The following is a 22,701-nucleotide window of genomic DNA, read 5'->3' on the forward strand; positions in this document are numbered from 1 at the left end:
AGATCCGGTTCGCCGGAACCGGGCGGGGTCTCCGACGTTAACATAACCGCCTGAGTTGTCGTCGGATGTCGTCTTCGCTGGCCTGTTGACCGTGACGGGGCCGGAAAAATCAATATCGAAATACCTGCGATCCGGATTTGACTGATTATCGGTAATGGCTGGGGCGGTGCCGTCCGGCGCGGCACAACCACTCCCGTCCGGCACAAAAGCCTGGCAAAACATCACGGGACGCGAATGTCCGGGGCCGATGGAGACGCTCGCGTCGCCAGACTTACACGCATGATCAAGCCGGCGTCCGGTGGCGATTCCACCCTGAGCCCGCCCGAAGCGATTGCGGACCGCGAAAAACCGGAAATACTCCGCCGAAGAAGTCGATCCTCTCGAATATGGGGAAAGCCGCTCGCCGTCGTACGGAAGTGGTCGCCGACGCTGTTCGCGATCGCCGTCGTCGTGGCCGTGCTGACCTTCTACGGGGTGCCGGCCGCGGACCTGGCGTTCTTCGGCGGCTACGTCGCGCTGGGGCTGGCGCTGCCCGGCCTGCTGCTGCTCCGCGCCCTGTACCGCGGGACGCGCCGGCTCGCGCTCGCGGAGGAGATCGCGCTGGGGCTGGCGCTCGGCTACGCCGTCGAGGTGCTCGCCTACGTCGCCGCCCGGTCCGCCGGGGCGCCGTCGCTCGTCGCGGCCTGGCCGGTCGCCACGTACGCGGCCTTCGCCACCGTCCCCCGGCTGCGCCGGCACTGGAAGGGCGCCCCCCGCCCGTGCGCGCCCGCCTGGTACTCATGGTCGCTCGCGCTGCTCGTCGCGTACGTGGCCGCGTGGAGCTCCTTCACCTTCTTCAGGACGACCCCCCTCACCTGGCCGGGAGCCGGGACGTCCCTGTTCGACATGCCGTACCACCTGGCCCTGGTCGGCGAGCTGAGGCACCACGTGCCGCCGACGGTGCCCGTGGTCTCCGGCGAGCCGCTCCTCTACCACTGGTTCGTCTACGCGCACCTGGCGGCGGCGAGCTGGGTCACCGGGGTGGAGCCGCTGGTCCTGCTGTTCCGCCTGGGGATGCTGCCCATGCTGGTGGCGTTCGTCGTCCTGGTGGGGACGATCGGGCACCGCGTCACCGGTTCCCGGGCGGGGGCGCTGCTCGCCGTCGGAGGCACGATCTTCGTCGCGGTTCCGAGTCTCTACACGAACGCGAACGGGCTGTTCACCTGGACGGGCGTCCAGCACTCCGCGTGGGAGAGCCCCACCCAGACCTTCGGGGCCCTGCTGTTCGCCCCGGTGGTCCTCCTCCTCGTCGACCTCCTCGAACGCCGGCGCCGGGCGCGCGGTGCCGGCGGGTGGCTGCTGCTGGGCGTCTTCCTGGTGGCGGTCATGGGGGCGAAGGCCACGTACCTGCCCATGCTCGTCGCCGGTCTGGTCGCGGTGGCCGCGGTCGAGGCGGGCGTGCGGCGCCGGTCGCCGCGGCCCGCGCTCGCCGCGCTCGGGATGGCGGCGGCGTGCCTCGTCTACGCGCAGTTCGTGCTGTTCGGCGGCGCGAGACAGGCGACGATCGTCGACCCCCTCTCGCTCATGCGCAGGACCTGGGGCGAGCTGACCGGCCTGGGGGAGAACGCCGTGCCGCCGCCCGCCTCGCTGGCGGGGATCACGCTGCTGTACGTGCTGTGCTGGGCCGTCACCTGGTGCGGGGTGGCCGGCCTGCTCCGCGGGCCGCGGCTGCTCGCACGTCCCGCGGTGGTGCTCATGCTGGGCGTCGGCGCGGCGGGCGTCGGCGCGGTGGTCCTGCTCGGGGGACCCGCCATGAACCAGGGCTACTTCCTGCAGGGGGCCTACCCCTACCTGGCGATCGCCGCGGCCTGCGGGTTCCTCGCCGTCGCGCGCGGGGAACGGGCGTCGCCCCTGGCTCTGGCGTGCGCGGCGGGTGCGGGGGTGGCCGTCGCCCACCTGGTCCGCACGCTGTCCGGCGTCGAGGTCCCGCTGCCCCCGGGTGAGCCGGAGAGCGCGCTGTACCGTCCGTACCTCGTCCTGTCGGCCCTCGCCGTGGCGGTGGTCGTCGTCCTGGTCGCGACGAGGCGCCGCCTTCGCGGCTGGGCCCTCGTCATCGCCCTGGTCACGGCGGTCGGCCCCCTCTCCGCCTGGCACGCCCGCGCCCTGCTGATCATGCACGGCGGCGGCGAGGGCGGCGTCTACCGGGTGAGCCGCCCGGCGGCGCCGGAGGTCCCGCCCGGCGCGCTCGACGCGGGACGCTGGCTGCGCGCCAACTCCGATCCCGGCGACCTGGTCGCCACGAACGCGCACTGTGCCTGGGGACGGGAGCCGTGCGACAGCCGCCACTTCTGGCTGTCCGCGCTGTCCGAGCGGCGCGTGCTCGTCGAGGGGTGGGCCTACACCGCGTCGAACCTGGATCGCTGGCGTCCGGGCGAGCCGATGACGGGGCTCCCGTTCTGGGACGGGGAACGGATCCGGCTGAACGACGAGGCCTTCCTGGAACCCTCGGCGGCCTCGGTACGACGGCTTCGGGAACGGTACGGGGTGCGCTGGCTCCTCGCCGAGGAACGCGTCCCGGTCCCGGTCTCGAACCCGGCGTCCGAGGGGGCCGGGGAGACCGGGAAACCGGGAGATATCGGAAAGACCGGAGACGTCAGCGGCATCAGCGGCCTCGGGGACATCAGGGACATCGGGGACATCGGGGAATTCGCCGATCTCCGGTTCCGTGCCGGGGCCTACGCCGTCTACCGGATACCGGACGATCCCGAGGCCGCCCGGGACGTGTTCCGCGAGTCCGGGCCGTAGCGCGAACCCGCTCCGGGCCGTAGCGCGAACCCACGGAACGCGCCGCGGGTTCGCGGGACGCGCCGCGGGTTCGCGGGACGCGCCGTGGATTCGTGGGACGCGCCGTGGATTCGTGGAACGCGCTGTGTATCACGGAACACGTCCCTGCCCGGCGGTTCTCACTCCGGTCCGCCGGGCAGCCGGTAGACGGCGTAGCCGCCGGAACGGAACCGCAGCGTCGCGAAGGCCCCGAGGCCGGGAACCGGGCCGGTGCGGTGCTCGTCGGCGAGGAGCCAGCTCACGCCGTGACGCTCGCGCAGCTCCCGGACGGCCTCGGCGGTGGGCGCCTCGAAGACGGCGTCGTTCAGCGCGATGAGCCGGTCGTCCCAGAACGGGAGCTCCAGCGTGGGCAGCTCCGGCCGCCAGCGGGCCGTGTTCCTGGAGGTGTAGGTCCACCCCTCGACGAGCACGCGCCGCTCGGACAGCGCGGCCACCCAGAAGTGCCTGCCGTCGCACGGCTCCTCACGGCCCCAGCGGCAGTGCGCGTTCGTGGCGACCAGGTCGCCGGGATCGGAGTTGGCGCGCAACCAGCGCCCCGCGTCGAGGGCGCCCTCCGGGGGCGGCGCGGTCACCGGCGGCGGCCCGTTCCCCTCGCGGCCGGCCACGACCCACAGGACGCGCGCGTGCACGACGGCGGGCAGGCCGACGACCGCGAGCGCGGTGACCACGAGGGACCAGGCGCGCAGGCGCCCGCTCGTGACGGCCAGGACGGCCGCCGCCGCGAGGATCGCGGCCAGCAGCACGACGTACGGCAGGTAGAGGACGGTGTCGCCCGTCCCCGGCGCAAGGGGGATCCGGACGCCGCACAGCAGGGGGATCAGGTAGGCCGCGGCCAGCCCGGCCCCGGCCGCGCACAGCGTCGCCCGGCGTGACTGCCGGGCCCGCCGCGCCAGGGTGACGATCCCGAGGGCGGTGACGGCCGCCAGGTAGGGGTAGGCGCCCCAGAGGAAGAAGAGCTGGCTCCGGCCGGGATGCCCGAGCAGCAGGGCCGCGCCGGCGCCCGCCGCGCCGATGCCGAGCATGAGCGCCACGACGGGACGTACGAGCAGCCGGGGCCGGCTCAGCAGGCCGGAGATCCCGCCCCACGTGACGGCCCAGCACAGCAGGAACACCGCCACCATCCCCAGGGTCGAGAGCGGCGGGGGATCGGTGCCGTCTCCCGCGCCGGTCATCTCCCGCCAGACCGTCTCCATGAGGGAGAAGGGGTCGACGACGAGTGCCTGCCTCGCGCCGCCGAACAGGACGAACTGCGCGAGGAGGAAGCACGCCGCGGTCATCCCGAGCGCGGCGAGCACGGGCCCGGACGGCCGGCGCCGCCTGACAGCCCCGGCCGCGACCACCGCCAGCAGCCCCGCGCCCAGCAGCGGGACGTACGTGGCCTTCGCCCCCGCCACCGCCACCAGGAAGACGCCCAGCAGCGCCCAGTGCCCGGCGGGCCGCCGGCGGCGCTCCAGGAGGTCGGCGAGGAGCAGCACGACGGGCGCGAACATCAGGGCGCCGAACGTCTGGGTGGGACTCGCCCACATGAGGTCGGGAACCCCTCCCCAGGTGAAGGCCCCGTTGCTCCCGAGGTAGAGGCTCGGTGTCGCCACGAGCACCGTGCCGGCCGCGGTCAGGGCCGCTCCCGTCCAGGAGCCGGTGACCCGCCGCCCGGTCATCCCGGCCAGGACGACGAACGCGGCCAGGACGGGAAGCATGCCTAGCCGGAACAGCAGCACCAGCGGCTCCACCCCGGTCACCCAGCTCGCCGACGCCAGGTGCGCGTAGACGAACCAGTGGTAGGAGAGGGGCTCCCCGGCGACCATGGGCACGGTGGGCGGCAGGTGGTGCCTCAGCTCGCCGACCAGGGCCAGGTGGAAGGGCATGTCGGGGAAGGACCGCCCGAGGGCGGGCCAGCTCAGGGCGTTCAGCCTGAAGAACGACACGGCGCTCCAGGCGAGCAGGTAGGCCGTCAGCGCCGCCAGGAACCAGGACCACCAGGCGGGCGCCCGCTCCCGGCGGGACGCGGCGGCCGTCCAGTGCCGGCGCAGCCGCGGGACGGCGAGGAAGAGCAGGCAGGTGCCGATCGGCCAGGCCAGGACGAGCAGCGGTACGCCGAGGGCGCGGGCACCGGTGTAGGCGAAGACCTCCACGGCGTAGCCGAGCGCCAGCCCGAGCGCCACCTCCTCGGCGAGCGTGCGCCTGCCCCGGTACAGGAGCCGGAGCAGCAGCACGCCGGGGAGCCCCACGCCCAGCGCGACGTAGAGGCCGAAGAGGATCATGTCCGGGACGGAGACGCCGTACAGGGCCGTCACCGTGGCGGTGAGGGCCGTCATCGACACGGCGGGCGCCCACCCGCGGAGGCCCCCCGCCCCGCGCGGGGCCGCGCGACCTCGTCCGGCCGGGGGCCCGTCCGTCTCGTCGCCTCCGGCGGTCGTGAGCGGACCCGGCGCGGGAGCCCGGAGGGCTGGCGTTTCTGTCATGCGCCCGAGCCTGGTGAAACGGACGGCGCCCGCGGCACCCGGCGCTCGCGCCCGTCGATGTCTTTTCCCGTCCTTGGCCGTGTTTTCACGCCCGTCCGGGGGCGGGAACACCGCCTCCGGGCCCGCCCCGGTTCCGCCCGCGGGCTCGGTGCGTGCTCAGTACGGGCTCAGTACGGGCTCGGTGCGTGCTCGTGCGGGCCGGTGCGGGGGGGCGGGAGTCAGGGGCGGTGTGCCCGGACGACGAGGGAGACGCCCGGCAGCGACCTGACGGGGAGATACCTCTCGGCCACGACCACGGCGGTGAGGGCCGCGTTCACCAGGCGCGGCGTCTCGGTGACGTCCGAGCCGGAGAGGCGCCTCCTGCGGAGGGCGACGACCGGCCGCAGCAGGACGTTCCAGCTCCACAGGCGGTCGACGACCAGGCCGGCGCCGGTCAGCAGGGCGTTCAGCCCCTCCCGCGTGTACCGGCGGACGTGACCGGACGCCACGTCGTGCGCCGACCACAGCGCCATGTCGCAGGGGACCGTGATCAGCGCCGTTCCCCCCGGCCGGAGCACGCGCACCAGCTCGCCGGCCGCCCTGTGGTCCTCCTCGATGTGTTCCAGCACGTCGAACGCGGTGACGAGGTCGAACTCCGCGTCCGGCAGGGGCAGGTCCCGCGCGTCGGCGTGGATCGCCCGCAGGCCGCGCTCCCGGGCGAGTTCCACCGCGGTCTCCGAGAAGTCCGCGACCAGCGCGTCCCATCCGTGCTCGACGAGCACGCGCGTGTTGCCGCCCCCGGCCGCGCCGACGTCGAGCGCCCTGCCGGGCGGGCCGAGCCGGCGCAGCTCGCGGAGCTCGCGGGCGAGGATGGCGCGCCGCTCGCGGTACCACCAGTGGCGGTCCTCCACCTCGACGGTACGGAGAATCTCCGTGGCCTCCATGTGTCCTCCCCGATGTGTTCCCTGGCTCGCCCGCGTGTCTCGTCTCGCGACATGTGCGCGTGTACGCGCGCGTGCGTGTTGTCCGTGTGTCCGTGTGCGCTTGTGTCCGCGCGCCCGTGGATTCGGTGCGCCCGTGGATTCGGGAGGATCGTGGATTCGGGACGGCCGCGCGGGCGGCCGGGGCGTTCCGGCGGTCAGCGGCCGGTGCTCCTCGCGGGACGCCACCAGCTCTCGTGGTCGCGGTACCAGCGCACGACGCGCTCCAGCCCGTCGTCGAAGCCCATCCGGGGTTCGTACCCGATCGCCCGGATCTTGCGGCTGTCCACCGAGTAGCGCCGGTCGTGCCCCAGCCGGTCCGGCACGGTCTCCACCATCTCCCAGCCCGCGCCGAAGGCCGCCAGCAGCCGCTCGGTGAGCTCCCGGTTGGTCAGCTCGACCCCGCCGCCGATGTTGTAGACCTCGCCGGGCCGGCCCTTGTCCAGCACGAGCTGGATGGCCCCGCAGTGGTCGTCGACGTGCAGCCATTCGCGGACGTGCTCGCCGTCCCCGTACAGGGGGACGCGGCGCCCGTCGATCAGGTTGGTGACGAAGAGCGGAATGATCTTCTCGGGGTGCTGGTACGGCCCGTAGTTGTTGGTGCAGCGGGTGATCCGCACGTCGAGCCCGTAGGTCTGGTGGTAGGCCCGGCACAGCAGGTCGGCCCCGGCCTTGGCCGCCGAGTAGGGCGAGTTGGGCAGCAGCGGCCGCGACTCGTCCCACGAGCCCGTCGCGATGGACCCGTACACCTCGTCCGTCGACACCTGCACGACCGTGCGCACGCCGGCCTCGAGCGCCGCCTGGAGCAGGCACTGGGTGCCGTGCACGTTGGTGACGACGAAGTCCCCCGGGCCGGTGATCGAGCGGTCGACATGCGTCTCGGCGGCGAAGTTCACCACGACGTCCTGGCCGGGCACCAGGTCGGCGAGGAGCCGGGCGTCGGTGACGTCGCCCCTGACGAAGGCGTACCGGGGATGGCCGGCGACCGGGCCGAGGTTCGCGGCGTTGCCCGCGTAGGTGAGCTTGTCCAGCACCGTCACGCGGGCGTCCTCGTACCCCGGATAGAGCCCGGACAGCATCGAGCGCACGTAGTGGGAGCCGATGAACCCGGCGCCGCCGGCGACCAGGACCCTCATGCGCGCACCTGGACCCTGCTGTGGTCGCCGATCATGAGCTGATGCGTGTTGGGCAGTCCCACGGCCCTGGTCACCTCCACGTTCCGGCCGATCAGAGAGTATGTGAGCCCCGAGACGCCCCTGATGGTGGAGTCCCCGAGGACGATGCTGTACTCCACCCCGGCCTCCTCCAGCACGCACCCCTCGCCGATCGAGGTGTAGGGGCCGATGTACGAGCCGTCGATCCTGGTGCCGGCGCCGATGACGGCCGGGCCCCGGATCACCGACCGCGCGACGGTCGTGCCCGGCCCGATGTCGACGCGCCCGGTGATCTCGGAGTGCGCGTCCACCGTCCCCCTGACGTCCGGTTCGAGCGCCTCCAGGACCATGCGGTTGCACTCCAGCATGTCCTGCAGCCGCCCGGTGTCCCGCCAGTAGCCGGTGACGAGGTGCGAGTGCACCCGGTGGCCGTTGCCGATGAGCCAGGTGATCGCGTCGGTGATCTCCAGCTCGCCGCGGGCGGAGGGCATGATCGACCGGACCGCCTCGTGGATGACGGGGGAGAAGGTGTAGACGCCGACGATCGCGAGGTCGCTGCGCGGGTGCCGCGGCTTCTCCTCAAGGGCGACGATCTCCCCGTCGGGCCCCAGCTCGGCGACCCCGTAGAACTGGGGTTCGGCGACCTTCGTGAGCAGGAGCTGCGCGTCGTGGTCGGCCTCGCGGAAGGCGTTCACCAGGTCGGCGATGCCGCCCAGCAGGAAGTTGTCGCCCAGGTACATCACGAACGGCTCGTCGCCCAGGAACTCGCGGGCGATCAGCACGCAGTGGGCCAGGCCGAGCGGGGCCTCCTGCCGTATGTAGGTGACGTCGAGACCGAATCTCGAACCGTCGCCGACGGCCGCCCGTACCTCGGGGCCGGTGTCGCCGATGATGACGCCGACACTCGTGATCCCCGCGTCCCTGATCGCCTCCAGCCCGTAGTAGAGCACCGGTTTGTTGGCGACGGGGACGAGCTGTTTCGCGGACGTGTGGGTGAGCGGGCGCAGCCTCGTCCCTTTGCCACCCGCCAGAACAAGTGCCTTCATCGCTCTTGGATCCCTCCACGAGGAACGCGTGGTCACGGCGGCCGGTCGTCCGTTGAAAGCTATGGGGAGATCCGGCCGGCGGCCGTCCGCCGTCATCGTTTTTGCGGAGAAGTGGGAAAGGTGTTACCGGGGGCGGGAATTCGTGTTCTCCCGGAACGTCCAGGCCCGGTGGATCGCGTAGCTGACCGCCGGGCTGACGGCGAGCAGCAGCACCTGGGCCGCCATGACCGGAAGCCCGAACAGCTCCACCAGCACCGGGAGCCCGACGAGCGAGGTCGCGAGGAATCCGAGCCCGACCGCGTAGAAGCGCAGGTAGCCGGCGAGCCAGGACCGGCCGCGCGCCCGGAAGACCACCAGCCGGTACCAGGGGTAGACGATCACCACGGTCGTCAGATGGGCCGCCATGGCGAGGAGAAGGTACGGGACCGCATCGTTGGCGGCGAGCAATCCCAGACCCAGGAGAGAGCAATAGAGCAGGGCCGTCGTGGCGCTCGCCACCAGGTATGTGATGCGCTGTCCCCCAAGAGCGGGGATAAAACCTCGCCGCCGGTCATGTGGATTCTTTCCATGATTAGTCCGATTTTTAACGTGCGCCATGTCCGGCCTTTTGTGGAATGTGTCGCTGGATGGCCAGCTGGATTTTATCCCGCTGCAGGAGATAACCGGGGGATCAATGTCCGTGTCGGTGGTCGTTCCGTGTTACCGCTCCGCGCGGACCCTTCCGGTGCTGGTGACCAGGCTCGTGGCGGTCCTGCGCGAGCTGTCCGTCCCCCACGAGGTGATCCTCGTCGTCGACGGGAGCCCGGACGACACCTGGAAGACGGCCGCCGAGCTCGCGCGGCGCGTCGACGGCGTGCGCGCCCTGCACCTGTCCCGCAACTACGGCCAGCACAACGCGCTGGTCGCCGGGATCAGGGAGGCGGAGTTCGAGGTCGTCGTCACGATGGACGACGACCTGCAGCACCCGCCGGAGCAGATCCCCCTCCTGCTGGCCGCCCTGGAGGGAGACCGCCTCGACCTCGTGTACGGCGTCCCGCGCCGCGAGGAGCACGGGCTGGTCCGCAGCCTCGCCTCCCGGTCGGTCAAGACCGCGATGGCCGGTGGGCTGGGCATCCGCGCCGCGCGGACGATCAGCGCCTTCCGTGCCTTCCGTACGCGCCTGCGCGACGGCTTCCAGGAACTGTCCGGGCCGCACGCCTCCGTCGACGTGGCCCTGTCATGGGTGACCACCCGGGTGGGATCGGTCCGGGTGGACATGAACGAGCGCGGCCACGGGCGCTCCAACTACACGCCGGGCCTGTTGCTGCGGCACGCGACGAACATGCTCCTCGGCTACAGCACGGCCCCACTCCGCGCGGCCAGCTACCTCGGGTTCCTCACCGGTGTCGTCGGCCTCCTGCTGGGCTGCGCCGTCCTGTGGCACTTCGCCACCGGCGACACCACGGTGGCCGGGTTCACCACCATCGCGTCGATGATCGCGATCTTCTCGTCCGCCCAGCTGATGGCCGTCGGCGTGCTCGGCGAGTACGTCGGGCGCATCCACGGCAACGGCATGGGACGGCCGACCTACGTCGTGTGCGAGCGCGTCGGGTCCCCGGCCGCGCCGGGGGTTCCCCGGCAGCCGGGCGGCACTACCGGCGCCGTCCACGCAGCAGCCGGCTCCGGACCAGGTGAACGGTGAGGAAGGTGAGGGCGGGTTCGAACCCGTATCTCGCCCACGCCCGCTGCACCCCGGTGTTGTGCCCCTGGGTGGAGATGACGACCTCCCGCGCGCCCCGGGCCAGGGCGCGTCCCTCCACCGCCGCCAGCAGGTGGGCGTACAGGCCGCGTCCCCGGGCCCGGGAGACCACGCCGGCGAGCAGGATCTCCGTCCGCTCGTCGTCGTCCGCGAGCGTGGCCAGCGCGAGGATCCCCTCCCCGGCCGCGGCGGGGTGACGACCGCCTTCCGGAGGTACGGCGGACGGGTGCCTTTGCGGAGATGCCGCGGACGGGTGCGCGGCGGAAGGGTGCCATCGCGAAGGCGCGCCGGACGGGAACCCTCCCGGAGGTACGGCGGACAGCAGCCTCTCCGGCGGCGCGGCCTGACCGGGGCGGGCGGCCGGGCTCCACTCGCGCAGCGCCACGCATCCCCCCTCGGCGGCCGACCGCAGCGCCCACTCCCGGTAGCCCGCCAGTGCGTCGGCGCCCTCGAACAGCGGGTTGGCCAGGTAGTGGTTCCGGTAGGCGGCGAAGATGTCGGAGACCGACTCGCGTACCGCCGCCAGGGTGACCTTCTGCGTCGGCTGGAGATCCCCCGGCGGTTCCGGCGCGCGCCCGCGTCCCGCGCGCAGGCGCCAGTACGTCAGCGAGTCCGCGAACACGGCGGTGCGGCCGAGCGCGGTCAGCTCGGCGAACCAGCCGACGTGCTCGGCCGGGTAACGCAGCACGATGACGTCCGCCCTCGACCCCAGCACGGCCTCGCGAACCGCGGGGAACGGCGACCGGGACTCCGCGGGGACGGTGAGGCGCTCCACCGGGCGGCCGAACCTGGCCGAGTCGAGCGGGGACTCCGCGATGCGCGGGGCCCCGCCCCCCGTCACGTCCTGCCAGGCCATCGGCGCACCTCGTGGCTCCGTACGGCGTCGATCACGCGCGTCACGCCGGTCGCGCCCAGGTCGGCGAAGAGCGGCAGCCGCACCAGGCGGTCGGCGACGCTCTCGGTGACCGGGCACCCGCCCGGGGCCGTCCGGCCGTACCGCAGACCGGCGGGGGCGGCGTGCAGGGGCTGGTAGTGGAACGTCGCCTGCACGCCCCTGTCGCCGAGGTGGGCGATGAGGGCCCCGCGGCTCGCCAGGTCGGGGAGCAGCAGGTAGTACAGGTGCGCGGGGTGCGCGCACCCGTCGGGGACCGTCGGCAGGCCGACCCCGTTCGCGGCCGCCCAGCCGGCCAGGCCCTCGTGGTAGGCCCGCCAGACGGCGAGCCGCCGGGCCTGGGTCTCGGCGAACGACTCCAGCTGCGAGGTCAGCTGCGAGGCGAGGATGTCCGACAGCAGGTAGCTGGAGCCGATGTCGACCCACCGGTACTTGTCCACCTGGCCGCGGAAGAAGCGGCTGCGATCGGTGCCCTTCTCCCTGATGACCTCGGCGCGCGCCATCAGGCCGGCGTCGTTGAGCAGCAGCGCGCCGCCCTCCCCGCACTGCACGTTCTTGGTCTCGTGGAAGCTCTGCGCGGCCACGCTGCCGAACGCCCCCAGCGGACGCCCCCGGTAGGAGCCGCCCAGGCCGTGGGCGTTGTCCTCCACGAGGGGGAGGCCGTAGCGGTCGCAGATCTCGCCGATCTCCTCCATGGCGCACGCGATCCCGGCGTAGTGGACGACCACCACGGCGCGCGTGCGGTCGGTGATCGCGGCCTCGATCAGCCGCTCGTCCACGTTGAGGGTGTCGGGCCTGCAGTCGACGAAGACCGGCACCGCGCCGCGCAGCGCGTAGGCGTTGGCCGTCGAGACGAAGGTGAACGACGGCATGATCACCTCGTCGCCGGGCCGCAGGTCGAGCAGGATCGCCGACATCTCCAGGGCGTGCGTGCAGGAGGTGGTCAGCAGGACCTGCCGGGTCCCGGTCATCTCCCTCAGCAGTTCGGCCGCCCGCCTGGTGAACGGCCCGTCCCCGGAGGTGGACCCCCGGCGCACGGCCTCCGCGAGATAGTCGAGCTCGTTCGCGGACAGGTGCGTCCGGTTGAAGGGAATCCTCGCCGGGGCGTCCGCGGCGCTGCCGGGAGCCGGGGTGTCCGCGGCGGTGCCGGAAGGAGCCGGGCTGTTCGCGGCGGTGCCGGAAGGAGCCGGGCTGTTCGCGGCGGTGCCGGGAGGGGCCGGGGGCGGGGCGGGGACGGGATTTCGCGGAAGGACGCGGGGACGCGTGCCGCCCGCCATCAACCGGTCCCCTTTTTCGATTCGGTGTCGATGTCGCACGTCGAATGCACGGGTGAATGTTACTGATGATCCTTGGTGCTCGGGCGGACCGACATGCGGGCCCTCGGGTCTCTTTCCCCGGCGGTCGGACGGGTTTCGCAGCCGCTCCGAGCTGGGAGGACAATTTTTCTTCCGGGAATATGTAGTGTTTCACCCTTTATCGGGGATGTGTGGTGAATGGCGCCGGTAAAGGTGTCGCATTTCGGGGGGAGTGGACCGCGACACGCCCGGATTATTGCTGAATTGGTATGGCGATAATACCTGCTCCTAAAGTCGTGTCGTATTCTCCTTTTTCCGAGGTGGCGGAGGTCCTGCCGTGGGAGAGAAACTGGTCGTGGTCGGTCAGGGATATGTCGGCCTGCCCCTGGCGATGCGGGCCGTCGCGGCGGGGTTCGACGTGGTGGGCGTCGACGTCGACCGCCGGAGGGTCAAGCGGCTCAACGCCGCCGAGTCCTACGTCGAGGACGTCGGCGACGAGACGCTGGCCGCCGCCCACCGCACCGGCCGCTACCTGGCCGCCGCCGACTACGGCGTCGCCGAGGGGTTCGACGTGTGCGTGGTGACCGTGCCGACCCCGCTCCGCGAGGGCGTTCCCGACCTGCGCCACATCGCGGCGGCGGGGGAGTCGATCGCCCCGCTGCTGCGGCGGGGCGCCACGGTGGTGCTGGAGTCCACCACCTATCCGGGCACCACGGAGGAGTACCTGCTGCCCCTGCTGGAGGAGGGCTCCGGGCTGTGCGCTCCGCGCGACTTCCACCTCGGCTACAGCCCGGAGCGGATCGACCCGGGCAACGGGCGCTGGCGCCTGGAGAACACCCCCAAGGTGGTCTCCGGCATCGACGGGGCGTCCCTGGAGCGGGTCCGGGCGTTCTACGCGCGGATCGTGCGCGAGGTCGTGCCGGTCTCCTCGCCCCGGGTGGCCGAGCTGTGCAAGCTCCTGGAGAACACCTTCAGGCACGTCAACATCGCCCTGGTGAACGAACTGTCGATCTTCGCCCAGCAGCTCGGCATCGACGTCTGGGAGGCGATCGACGCCGCCTCCAGCAAGCCGTTCGGCTACATGCGCTTCACCCCCGGTCCCGGGGTGGGCGGGCACTGCCTGCCGATCGACCCGTCGTACCTGTCGTGGAAGGTCAAGCGCAGCCTGGGGCACAACTTCCGGTTCGTGGAGCTGGCCAACGACATCAACGCCCACATGCCGGACCACGTCGTGCACCGGGTCGGTCTCGCGCTGAACCGGTCGCGCAAGCCGGTCAACGGCAGCCGGGTGCTCGCGCTCGGCCTCGCGTACAAGAAGAACGCCGGAGACTGCCGCGAGTCACCCGCGATCGAGGTGGTCAGGAGCCTTCGCAAGCTGGGCGCGGACGTGCGGGCCGCCGACCCGCACGTGGACTGCTTCCTGCTGCCGCAGGGCGTCGAGGTCGTCGCGTTCTCGGAACGGGAACTGGCGGCGGCGGACGCGGTGGTGGTCCTCACCGACCACGACTGCTTCGACTACGAGCTCGTCCAGAGGGCGAGCGTCCTCGTCTTCGACACCAGGAACCGCTGTCGGGGACCCAACGTCGAGAGACTCTGACCTTGAGACTCCGACCCCGGCGGCCGGACGGTCTCGCGCGTGCGGCCGTGACCTCGGGGGTGCGGTTCCGGGCCGTGCGGCCGTTTCTCGGGGCGGGCGGCTTCGCGGGTGCGGTCGCGTCCCCCTCGCGGCGGGCGGGCGGCCCGCCGGACGGCGTCAGGATCTCATGACGCGGGCGATCAGCTCCTCGACCTGGCCGTTGAGCCTGGCGCCCCGGGGCCATCCGGCGTAGTGGGTGAGGAAGACGACGACCTCGCGGAGCTCCTCGGGGGTGAGGTCGCCGGTCCGCAGCGCCGTGTCCAGCTGGAGGCCGACGTCGGCGTCCATGCCCTGGCCGACGAGCAGGCCGACCAGCAGCATGCGCCGGTCGCGGTTCGAGATCCCCGCCCTGGACCACACCTCGGCGAACAGGTTCTCGACGGTCGCCCCGAAGGGGTCGCCGGGCTCGTTCTCGCCCTGGTCCCAGCCGTAGACCTGTTTCATCGAACACCTCCGCGTGGAGACCCCCGGCAGCCGTTCCCTGGCGGGGCGGCCAGTGGAGTCCCTACCCCGCCTGCCTCGCCCTTTCCGGCGCCAAGGAAAGATCTTTTTTCCCTAAAGTCCTGACATGTAGATATATGTCGTATCAGAGATCATCCGGCGTTACACGTACGGACCCCGATCGGTGATGATCGGCGGAGGGTGGGATGCCCCGATAATCGGGACATGCGGTTCGACATCCTCGGCCCCACCCGGATCCGGCTCGACGGCGGGCGCGTGGTCGTCGTGGGCGGGCAGGGGATGCGCGCGCTGCTCGTGATGCTCCTCCTCGACGCGGGGAGGGTCGTGACCGTCGAGCGGCTGATCGGCGGCCTGTACGGCGACGATCCGCCCGCGAGCGCCGCCAACGCCCTGCAGTCCCAGGTGTCGCGGCTGCGCAGGGCGCTCGGCGTCCAGGAGATGATCGAGTTCCACCCGGCGGGATACCGGCTCGCGGCCGACGCCGACGCGGTCGACGCCCACCGCTTCGAACGGCTCGCCGCCGAAGGCCGCCGGGCCCTGGCCTCCGGCGAGCGCGGCCGGGCCGTCGGGCTGCTGGGCGAGGCCCTGTCCCTGTGGCGCGGGCCCGCGCTCGCCGACGTGGGGGAGTCGCCGTTCGCCCGGGCGCCCTCGGCCAGGCTGGAGAGGCTCAGGCTCGACTGCGTGGAGGACCGCGTCCAGGCGGAGCTGGAGCTGGGCCGCCACCGCGAGCTCGTCGCCGAGCTGCAGGAGCTGACCGCGGCCCACCCCTTCAGGGAGCGGCTGTACGGGCAGCTGATGCGCGCCCTGTACGGCTCGGGCAGGCGGGCCGAGGCCCTGGAGGTGTACGAGGGGGCAAGGCGGGTCCTCGGTGAGGAGTTCGGCGTGGACCCGTCGGCGGAACTGGCCGCCGTGCACCTGGCGGTGCTCAGGGCCGACCCCGCCCTCAGCAGCGCCCCCGCCGCCCCCGCCGCCGGTGTCGCCCCGCCCGTCAGGTCGGGACTGTGGGCCCCGCTGACCAGCTTCGTCGGCAGGGAGGAGGAGATGTCCAGGCTCCGCGCGCTGCTCGGCGAGGTGAGGCTGGTCACCCTGGTCGGTCCCGGGGGCGCGGGCAAGACCCGGCTCGCCGGTGAGGTCGCCGCGGGGGAGCGGGGCGAGGTGTGCTTCGTGGAACTGGCCCCCGTCCTCGGCGGAGGGGAGGCGGCCCGGGCCGTCCTGGGCGCGCTGGGCGTCCGCGACGCCGGTCTGCTCCCCGACCCCGGCCGCCCGGTGCCCGCCCCCCTGACCAGGCTGGTCGCGGTGCTGTCCGACCGTCCCATGCTGCTCGTCCTGGACAACTGCGAGCACCTGGTCGCGGAGGTCGCCGAGCTCGCCGACCGCCTGCTCGCCGCCTGCCCGGGGCTGCGCGTCCTGGTCACCGGCAGGGAGGCGCTCGGCATCACCGGGGAGGTGCTCCACCCGGTCGCCCCGCTGCCGGTGCCGAGGACGGGCGCCGGGGCGGGCGAGGCCCTGACCTACCCCGCCGTACGGCTCCTCGCCGACAGGGCGGCGGCCGTGCGTCCCGGTTTCCGCGTCGACGACGCCAACGTCGAGCAGGTGCTGGGCATCTGCCGCGCCCTGGACGGCCTGCCGCTCGCGCTGGAGCTGGCCGCGGCGCGCCTGCGCTCCCTGCCGGTGGCCGAGGTGGCCTCCCGGCTGGACGACCGGTTCCGGCTGCTGTCGCGCGGCAGCCGCACCGCGCTGCCCCGGCACCAGACGCTGCGCGCCGTGGTCGCCTGGAGCTGGGACCTGCTCGACGACGACGAGCGGTCGCTGGCCGGGCGGCTCACCGTCTTCGCGGGCGGCGCGACGCTGGAGGCGGCCGGGCGGGTGTGCGGGCTGCGGGAGGACGAGGCGGTCGACCTGCTGAGTTCCCTCGCGGAGAAGTCGCTCGTCGAACGGGTGGGCGGGCGCTACCGGATGCTGGAGACCATCCGCGCGTACTGCGCGGAACGGCTGGCCGAGACCGGTGAGACCGAGGCGCGCCGCGAGGCGCACGCCTCGTACTACGCGGACCTGGCGGCCACCGCGGACTCCCACCTGCGCGGCGCCGGGCAGCTGGAGTGGCTGCGGCGGCTGGACGAGGAGCGCGACGACCTGCACGCCGCGCTGCGCTGGTCCGTCGACACCGGCAGGATCGCGTGGGGGCTGCGCCTGCTCGCCGGGCTCGCCATGTACTGGTGGCTGCGGGGCCGTCGCTCGGAGGGCGCGGGCCTGGCCACCGACCTGCTGGTCGCGATCGGATCGCTCCCCGCGGAGGGCGCCGTCCCGGCGGAAGGGCGGGTGAGAGGACCGGTCGAGGGGATGGAGGAGGAGTACGCCCTGTGCGTGCTCGTGGCCTTCGCCGGTGAGTCGCGGTCGCCACGGCATCTCGCCCTGCTGGAGACGATCGTCCCGATCATCCCGCCGATCGACCGGCCGTACCGGTGGCCGTTCCTGGGCATGCTGTGGCCGATGTACACCGGCCCGCCCGCCTCCTTCTCGGGGCCGCCGCCGGTCCCCGCCGCCGCCGAGCCGTGGCTGCGGGCGCTGTCGCAATTCGGCCACGGCTACTACTACCTGCACGGCGGCGACACCGGCAGGGGCGAGCGCTTCTTCGAGGAGGCGCTGGAGCTGTTCCGTTCCATGGGGGAGCGCTGGGGGAGCGTGCTCACGCTGGCCGAGCTGGCCGGGCTCGCCGACCTGCGGCAGGACCGGGCCGCGTCGCGCGCGCTGACCGGTGAGGCGCTCCGGCTGGCGGAGGAGCTCGGGTCGGGGGAGGACATCGCGGAGCTTCTCTGCCACGAGGCCGCGATGACCGTACGCGACGGCGACCTGGAGACCGCCCACGCCGCGTACCTCCGCGCGGCCGAACACGCCCGCCCGGCGGGTGCCCCCGACGTGATGGCCAAGGTCCATCGCGGCCTCGGCGAGATCGCCAGGCTCCGCGGGGATCTGGAGGAGGCGCTCACCCTCGCCCGCAGGGCGCTGGAGCTGTGCACGCATGACTGGTACACCACCGAGGAGATCCGGCTGCGCGTCACCGTCGACCTGGGCCGGATCGCCAGGGCGGGCGGGGACGGGGCCGGGGCGAGGACCCACTACCGCAGGGCACTGGAACCGGCGCTGCGGCGTTACCGGCTGGTGGCGGGCTCGGCGATCGAGGGCCTGGCGGAGGTCGCCCTGCTGGAGGGCGACGCCAGGGGGGCGGCCCGGTTGCTGGGCGCGGCCACGGCCCTCAGCGGCACCTCGGCGGCCAACCTCGACGCCGGGCTCACGGCGGCCGTCCGCGCCCGGACCGGCGACGCCGCGTACGAGGAGGAGTGGCGCGCGGGAACCCGCCTGTCGCGCGGCGAGGTGCTCGCGATGCTCGACAGGTGACCTCGCCCTGACAGTGCGCGTCCTCGTCGGCGCGGTCGTCAGCGCGGTCGTCAGTGTGGCCGTCAGCGGGAGGTACGCGGGCCGTCAGCGCCGCCGGTCACGATGACCGGCATGAACGACCACTCCCCGATCACGAGTCGCCGCAAATGGGCGATCCTCGCCGTCGCCTGCCTGGCGACGCTGCTCCTCTCCATCGACCTCACCGTCCTGCACCTCGCCCTTCCCCAGCTGGTCGCCGACCTGCGGCCCTCGTCGACCCAGATCCTGTGGATCGGTGACGTGTACGGCTTCGCGCTCGCCGGGCTGCTGATCACGATGGGCAACGTCGGCGACCGGATCGGCCGCAGGCGGCTGCTCCTCATCGGTGCCGGGGCCTTCGGCGTGGCCTCGGCGGTGACCGCCTACGCCCCCACTCCCGAACTGCTCATCGCCGCCCGCGCGCTGCTCGGCGTGGCGGGCGCCATGATCATGCCCTCGACGCTGTCGATCATCCGCAACGTCTTCACCGACCCCAAGGAGCGGACCACGGCGGTCGGCCTGTGGAGCGGGATGGGCGCGGGCGGGTTCGCCCTGGGGCCGGTCGTCGGCGGCCTGCTGCTCGACCGCTTCTGGTGGGGCTCGGTCTTCCTGATCAACCTGCCGGTGATGCTGCTCATCCTGGTCATCGGCTTCGCCGTGCTCCCGGAGTCGCGCAACCCCGCCGCCGGGCGGGTGGACCTCGTGAGCGTGCCGCTGTCCGTGGCCGGCGTGATCGGCGTGATCTACGCTGTAAAGGAGGCTGCCGTGCACGGCCTCGCCACCACCGGCGTGCTGGTGGCGGGAGCCGCCGGGATCGCCGCGCTGGCACTGTTCGCCTGGCGGCAGACCCGGCTCGCCGAGCCGCTGATCGACGTCCGCCTCTTCCGGCGCCGGGCCTTCACCGCCTCTGTCGGCGCCAACCTCGTCGCCATCTTCGGCATGTCCGCGCTCTCGCTGATCTTCGCCTGGTACTTCCAGCTCGTGCTGGGCTGGTCGCCCCTGCGGGCCGGTCTCGCGGGACTGCCCGGAGGCCTGTCGGCGGCGGTCGGCGGGGTCCTGGCGACGGGGCTGATCACCCGGATGGGCCGGGCCAGGGTGGTGGCGCTCGGCCTGGCGCTGGCCGCCGTGGCCTTCGCCGGCTACAGCCGGATCGCCCTCGACACCCCCTACCTCTACTTCCTCCCCCTGATGATCGTCTGCGGGGTGGGCATCGGGCTGACGTTCACCGTCACCAACGACACCGTGCTCGCGAGCGTGCCCAGGGAGCGGGCAGGCGCCGCGGCGGCGATCTCCGAGACCTCCTTCGAGCTGGGCGGCGCGCTGGGCATCGCCGTCCTGGGCAGCGTCCTCACCGGCGTCTACCGGAGCGAGCTCAGGCTTCCGGCGGGGCTCCCCGGAGATGTGGCCGTCACGGTCGGCGAGTCGCTGCCCACGGCCCTGGAGGCGGTCGCGGCGCTCCCCGCCCGGCTGGGGGAGACCGTCGCCGAGGCCGCCAGGGCGGCCTTCGTCACCGGGGTCGAGGTGACCGCGATCACCGCCGCGGCGGTGATCGCCGTACTCGCGGTGGTCTCGCTCGTCAGCCTGCGCGGCGTCCCCGACGTGATCCCCGAGGAGCTCCTTTCCGAGCCGCACCGGTGATCCGCCCGGACATCCTGGGCGTCCCGGACGCGGACGCTCCGGTGCGGGCGCCGCCGCGGCCGGAGCCCGGCCCCCGGCCGCGGCGGCGCCGTGTCCCTGACCGCCGACTGTCCGGCACCGCCTCGCAGAGAGGGTGTCCGATTTGCTGAGAGCGCTCTCATCCGGATCTCGCGCCCGAGAGCGTGGCCGCGGCGATGTGCCTGGTTGTAAGGGTTCGCGAGCCGTGAACCGCCCGTAGATCACATATTTAACCGAGAGAGCGCTCTCGCAAGAGTATTGACTCGGCCGGATCACGGCGTCAGGATCTGCGCAGTGCGGACTCCGCAGTACCTGAAGAACGGATCCTCGATGATCAGACCCTTCGCCCGACGGGGCGCCCGCCGGAGCGGACTCGCGGTCCTGGCGAGTCTCGCCGTCCTGTCAGCGGGTACCACCGGGATTTCGAGCGCGGGCGCCGAGACCGCGGCGGGCGGCCGGCAGCCGGTGATCGGCAAGCCCGCCCTCGACTCCCGCGGCTGCGCCCGCATCGAGAAGAAGCTGCCCACCCTCTCCGAGTGGCCCAAGGTCAAGAGCCGGATCGAGCGGGACCGGTCCGACGAGAAGCGGGTGGCGAAGATCCTCGCGGGCATGACGCTCGCCGAGAAGGTCGGCCAGATGACCCAGCCGGAGATCGCCGCGATCACCCCCGCCGAGGTCGGGCAGTACTTCATCGGCTCGGTGCTCAACGGCGGCGGCTCCTGGCCGGGCCGTGACAAGCACGCCACGCAGCGGGCCTGGCTCGACCTCGCCGACGCCTACTGGAACGCCTCCGTCGCCACCCGCGCGAAGATCCCCGTCATCTGGGGCATCGACGCCGTCCACGGCAACAACAACGTCCACGGCACGACGGTCTTCCCGCACAACATCGGGCTGGGCGCCGCCCAGGATCCGTGCCTCGTGCGCGACATCGGGGCGGCGACCGCCCGGCAGATGCGCGCCACCGGCCAGGACTGGGCGTTCGCGCCCAGCGTCTCCGTCCCGCGGGACGACCGGTGGGGCCGCACCTACGAGGGCTTCTCCGAGGACCCCCGGATCACCCGGGCGTACGGGTACGAGGCCGTGAAGGGCCTGCAGGGCAGGCACCCGCGCGGCATCGGCCAGGACGGCGTCATCGCCACCGCCAAGCACTTCATCGGTGACGGCGGCACCCTCAAGGGCACAGACCAGGGCGTCAACCCCGCGTCCGAGGCCGAGATGATCAATCTGCACGGCCAGGGCTACTACGGCGCCCTCGCGGCCGGGGCCCAGAGCGTGATGGTCTCGTTCAACAGCTGGACGAACGCCGAGCTCGGTATCAACGAGGGCAAGCTGCACGGCAGCAAGCGCGTCGTCGACGACATCCTCAAGCGGAAGATGGGCTTCGACGGCGTCGTCGTCTCCGACTGGAACGGCATCGGCCAGGTCGCCGGGTGCACCAACGCGAGCTGCGCCCAGGCGATCAACGCGGGCATCGACGTGGTGATGGTGCCCAACGACTGGAAGGCGTTCATCGCCAACACGATCGCCCAGGTCGAGAGCGGCGCGATCCCGGTGGCGCGCATCGACGACGCGGTGACGCGCATCCTGCGGGTGAAGCTGCGCGCCGGGGTGCTCGACGGTCCCAAGCCCTCCAGGCGCGCCTTCGCCGGGTCGGCCGAGGCGCTGGAGTCGAAGAGGCTCGCCAGGGAGGCCGTGCGCAGGTCGCAGGTCCTGCTCAAGAACAACGGCAGGGTGCTGCCGCTGGCCGCGAACTCCAAGGTCCTGGTGGTCGGCAAGAGCGCCGATAGCCTGCAGAACCAGACCGGCGGGTGGACCCTCACCTGGCAGGGCACCGGCAACGTCAACGCCGACTTCCCGGGCGGCACGACGATCCTCGGCGGCCTGCGCGAGACGCTCGGCGAGGCCGACGTCACCTTCAGCGAGACCGGCGACGGCGTCGACCCCTCGGCGTACGACGCGGTCATCGCGGTGATCGGCGAGACGCCGTACGCCGAGGGCGTCGGCGACCTCTCGCGGCGCACGCTGGAGGCCGCCAAGATCTACCCCGGTGACCTCGCGGTGCTCGACAAGGTCACCGGCAAGGCCGCGCCCGTCGTCACCGTCTTCGTCGGCGGACGGCCGCTCTGGATGAACAAGGAGCTCAACCGCTCCGACGCGTTCGTCGCCGCGTGGCTGCCCGGCACCGAGGGCGGCGGCGTCGCCGACGTGCTCGTGCGGGGCAGGCACCGCGACGGCTTCACGGGCAGGCTGCCGTTCTCGTGGCCGAAGAGCGCCTGCCAGTCGCCGCTGAACCCGGGCGCCGAGGGCTACGACCCGCTGTTCCCGCTCGGGTACGGCCTGCGCGACGGCCAGAGCGGGCAGGTCGGGGCGCTCGACGAGACCGCGCCCCCGTTCGGCTGTGGCGAGCAGGGCGGCGGTGGCGAGGCGAGCGAGGAGCTGGAGATCTTCAACCGGACCGACATCGCGCCGTACAGGAGCTTCATCGGCTCCGCGGAGAACTGGGGCGGCACCGAGATCGGCCCCGACGGCCAGGCGGCGCACGCCGAGATCGGCGTGGTGCAGTCGGACGTCAACGTGCAGCAGGACGGCCTGAAGGCGACCTGGACCGGCACCGGCCCCGCCCAGTTCTATCTGCAGAACCCGGCGGGCGGCACGGACCTGCGGGGTTATCTCAACGCGAAGGGGGCGCTGGTCTTCGACACGATCGTCCACCAGCCCCCGGCCGCCAGGACCGTGCTCAGCGTCCACTGCGTCTACCCGTGCTTCTCCGAGGTGGTGGCGACCTCCCTCTTCCAGGGGCTTCCGGTGGGGACCAGGTCGACCGTCAAGATCCCCATCGCCTGCTTCGCCGCGGGCGGCCTCGATCTGGAGGTGGTCAACACGCCGTTCCTCGTCTACACCGAGGGGGCCTTCTCCGCCTCGTTCGCCAACGTCCGCTGGGTGCCGCAGGCGGCCGACGATCCCGACGCGAGGAAGTGTGAGGACCTGACCTAGAAATCCGGGAACGAGGCGGCCGGAGGGCCGGAGGGGCCGGAGGGGGTTCGCCCCCTCCGGCCCTTCGTGTTCCGTCTTTCCCGTGTTTCCGGTGTTACCGATGTTTTCCGTGTTTCTTATGTTTCTCGTGTTTCTCGTGTTTCCGGCCGGACACGACGGGCCGATCCGCG

The 22,701-nt window shown here is 72.6% G+C and carries 14 protein-coding genes; 6 read left to right on the top strand and 8 right to left on the bottom strand.

The genetic code is table 11. The features are described 5' to 3' along the window. The first annotated feature begins 450 nt into the window (after positions 1 to 450). Positions 451 to 2,784: a hypothetical protein gene (locus tag AC5L38_RS01565; RefSeq protein WP_495240912.1), complete on the top strand. Its 2,334-nt coding sequence runs from the start codon at positions 451 to 453 to the stop codon at positions 2,782 to 2,784. Positions 2,785 to 2,942: 158 nt separating this feature from the next. Here AC5L38_RS01565 and AC5L38_RS01570 read toward each other — a convergent pair whose 3' ends face one another. The 5 genes from AC5L38_RS01570 to AC5L38_RS01590 form a co-directional block, all read right to left on the bottom strand. After that, a complete protein-coding gene (locus AC5L38_RS01570) occupies positions 2,943 to 5,144 on the bottom strand; it encodes a hypothetical protein (RefSeq protein WP_495240913.1) in 2,202 nt (733 codons plus the stop codon). A gap of 359 nt (positions 5,145 to 5,503) precedes the next feature. Continuing rightward, complete coding sequence (locus AC5L38_RS01575; protein ID WP_495240914.1) at positions 5,504 to 6,208, bottom strand: class I SAM-dependent methyltransferase; 705 nt, start codon at positions 6,206 to 6,208, stop codon at positions 5,504 to 5,506. A gap of 194 nt (positions 6,209 to 6,402) precedes the next feature. After that, a complete protein-coding gene (rfbB, locus tag AC5L38_RS01580; protein ID WP_495240915.1) occupies positions 6,403 to 7,380 on the bottom strand; it encodes a dTDP-glucose 4,6-dehydratase in 978 nt (325 codons plus the stop codon). Then, positions 7,377 to 8,444: a glucose-1-phosphate thymidylyltransferase gene (locus tag AC5L38_RS01585; RefSeq protein WP_495240916.1), complete on the bottom strand. Its 1,068-nt coding sequence runs from the start codon at positions 8,442 to 8,444 to the stop codon at positions 7,377 to 7,379. The genes rfbB and AC5L38_RS01585 overlap by 4 nt, the downstream gene beginning before the upstream one ends. Positions 8,445 to 8,567: 123 nt before the next feature. After that, positions 8,568 to 8,942, bottom strand: coding sequence for a GtrA family protein (locus AC5L38_RS01590; RefSeq protein WP_495240917.1), 375 nt, complete (start codon positions 8,940 to 8,942; stop codon positions 8,568 to 8,570). 175 nt (positions 8,943 to 9,117) lie between these two features. Between AC5L38_RS01590 and AC5L38_RS01595 the strand changes: the two genes are divergently transcribed. Continuing rightward, on the top strand, positions 9,118 to 10,125 hold the full coding sequence (locus tag AC5L38_RS01595; RefSeq protein ID WP_495240918.1) for a glycosyltransferase family 2 protein: 1,008 nt from the start codon (positions 9,118 to 9,120) through the stop codon (positions 10,123 to 10,125). On the opposite strand, the gene AC5L38_RS01600 is transcribed toward AC5L38_RS01595, so the two are convergent. Together AC5L38_RS01600 and rffA are read right to left on the bottom strand one after the other, a co-directional pair. Then, the gene (locus AC5L38_RS01600) at positions 10,076 to 11,038 is read right to left on the bottom strand and encodes a GNAT family N-acetyltransferase (RefSeq protein ID WP_495240919.1); all 963 of its coding nucleotides are present in this window, start codon (positions 11,036 to 11,038) and stop codon (positions 10,076 to 10,078) included. The two genes, AC5L38_RS01595 and AC5L38_RS01600, sit on opposite strands and share 50 nt — an antisense overlap. After that, positions 11,020 to 12,351, bottom strand: a complete 1,332-nt coding sequence (rffA, locus tag AC5L38_RS01605) for a dTDP-4-amino-4,6-dideoxygalactose transaminase (RefSeq protein WP_495240920.1) — start codon at positions 12,349 to 12,351, stop codon at positions 11,020 to 11,022. Before rffA ends, AC5L38_RS01600 begins: the two co-directional genes overlap by 19 nt. Before the next feature lie 355 nt (positions 12,352 to 12,706). Here rffA and AC5L38_RS01610 point away from each other — a divergent pair, with 355 nt between their 5' ends. Further along, positions 12,707 to 13,966, top strand: coding sequence for a nucleotide sugar dehydrogenase (locus AC5L38_RS01610; protein WP_495240921.1), 1,260 nt, complete (start codon positions 12,707 to 12,709; stop codon positions 13,964 to 13,966). Between the two features lie 156 nt (positions 13,967 to 14,122). On the opposite strand, the gene AC5L38_RS01615 is transcribed toward AC5L38_RS01610, so the two are convergent. Then, complete coding sequence (locus tag AC5L38_RS01615; protein WP_495240922.1) at positions 14,123 to 14,449, bottom strand: carboxymuconolactone decarboxylase family protein; 327 nt, start codon at positions 14,447 to 14,449, stop codon at positions 14,123 to 14,125. Positions 14,450 to 14,671: 222 nt separating this feature from the next. Between AC5L38_RS01615 and AC5L38_RS01620 the strand changes: the two genes are divergently transcribed. The 3 genes from AC5L38_RS01620 (at position 14,672) to AC5L38_RS01630 (ending at position 22,531) form a co-directional block, all read left to right on the top strand. Further along, positions 14,672 to 17,863 carry an AfsR/SARP family transcriptional regulator gene (locus AC5L38_RS01620; protein WP_495240923.1) on the top strand — a complete coding sequence of 1,064 codons (3,192 nt, stop codon included), beginning with the start codon at positions 14,672 to 14,674 and terminating at the stop codon, positions 17,861 to 17,863. Positions 17,864 to 17,974: 111 nt separating this feature from the next. Beyond that, positions 17,975 to 19,519 (top strand): MFS transporter, encoded by a 1,545-nt coding sequence (locus AC5L38_RS01625; RefSeq protein WP_495240924.1) that lies wholly within the window; start codon positions 17,975 to 17,977, stop codon positions 19,517 to 19,519. A 348-nt stretch (positions 19,520 to 19,867) separates the two neighbouring features. Continuing rightward, positions 19,868 to 22,531, top strand: a complete 2,664-nt coding sequence (locus AC5L38_RS01630; RefSeq protein WP_495240925.1) for a glycoside hydrolase family 3 N-terminal domain-containing protein — start codon at positions 19,868 to 19,870, stop codon at positions 22,529 to 22,531. Positions 22,532 to 22,701: the final 170 nt, after the last annotated feature.

The organism is Streptosporangium nanhuense, assembly GCF_059358815.1.

Excerpts from the sequence above, each read along its gene's own strand:
- AC5L38_RS01595 (WP_495240918.1), top strand. The coding sequence starts at position 9,118 with ATGTCCGTGTCGGTGGTCGTTCCGTGTTACCGCTCCGCGCGGACCCTT.
- AC5L38_RS01630 (WP_495240925.1), top strand. The coding sequence starts at position 19,868 with ATGATCAGACCCTTCGCCCGACGGGGCGCCCGCCGGAGCGGACTCGCG.
- AC5L38_RS01625 (WP_495240924.1), top strand. The coding sequence starts at position 17,975 with ATGAACGACCACTCCCCGATCACGAGTCGCCGCAAATGGGCGATCCTC.
- AC5L38_RS01575 (WP_495240914.1), bottom strand. The coding sequence starts at position 6,208 with ATGGAGGCCACGGAGATTCTCCGTACCGTCGAGGTGGAGGACCGCCAC.
- AC5L38_RS01600 (WP_495240919.1), bottom strand. The coding sequence starts at position 11,038 with ATGGCCTGGCAGGACGTGACGGGGGGCGGGGCCCCGCGCATCGCGGAG.
- AC5L38_RS01615 (WP_495240922.1), bottom strand. The coding sequence starts at position 14,449 with ATGAAACAGGTCTACGGCTGGGACCAGGGCGAGAACGAGCCCGGCGAC.
- AC5L38_RS01585 (WP_495240916.1), bottom strand. The coding sequence starts at position 8,444 with ATGAAGGCACTTGTTCTGGCGGGTGGCAAAGGGACGAGGCTGCGCCCG.
- rffA (WP_495240920.1), bottom strand. The coding sequence starts at position 12,351 with ATGGCGGGCGGCACGCGTCCCCGCGTCCTTCCGCGAAATCCCGTCCCC.
- AC5L38_RS01620 (WP_495240923.1), top strand. The coding sequence starts at position 14,672 with ATGCGGTTCGACATCCTCGGCCCCACCCGGATCCGGCTCGACGGCGGG.
- rfbB (WP_495240915.1), bottom strand. The coding sequence starts at position 7,380 with ATGAGGGTCCTGGTCGCCGGCGGCGCCGGGTTCATCGGCTCCCACTAC.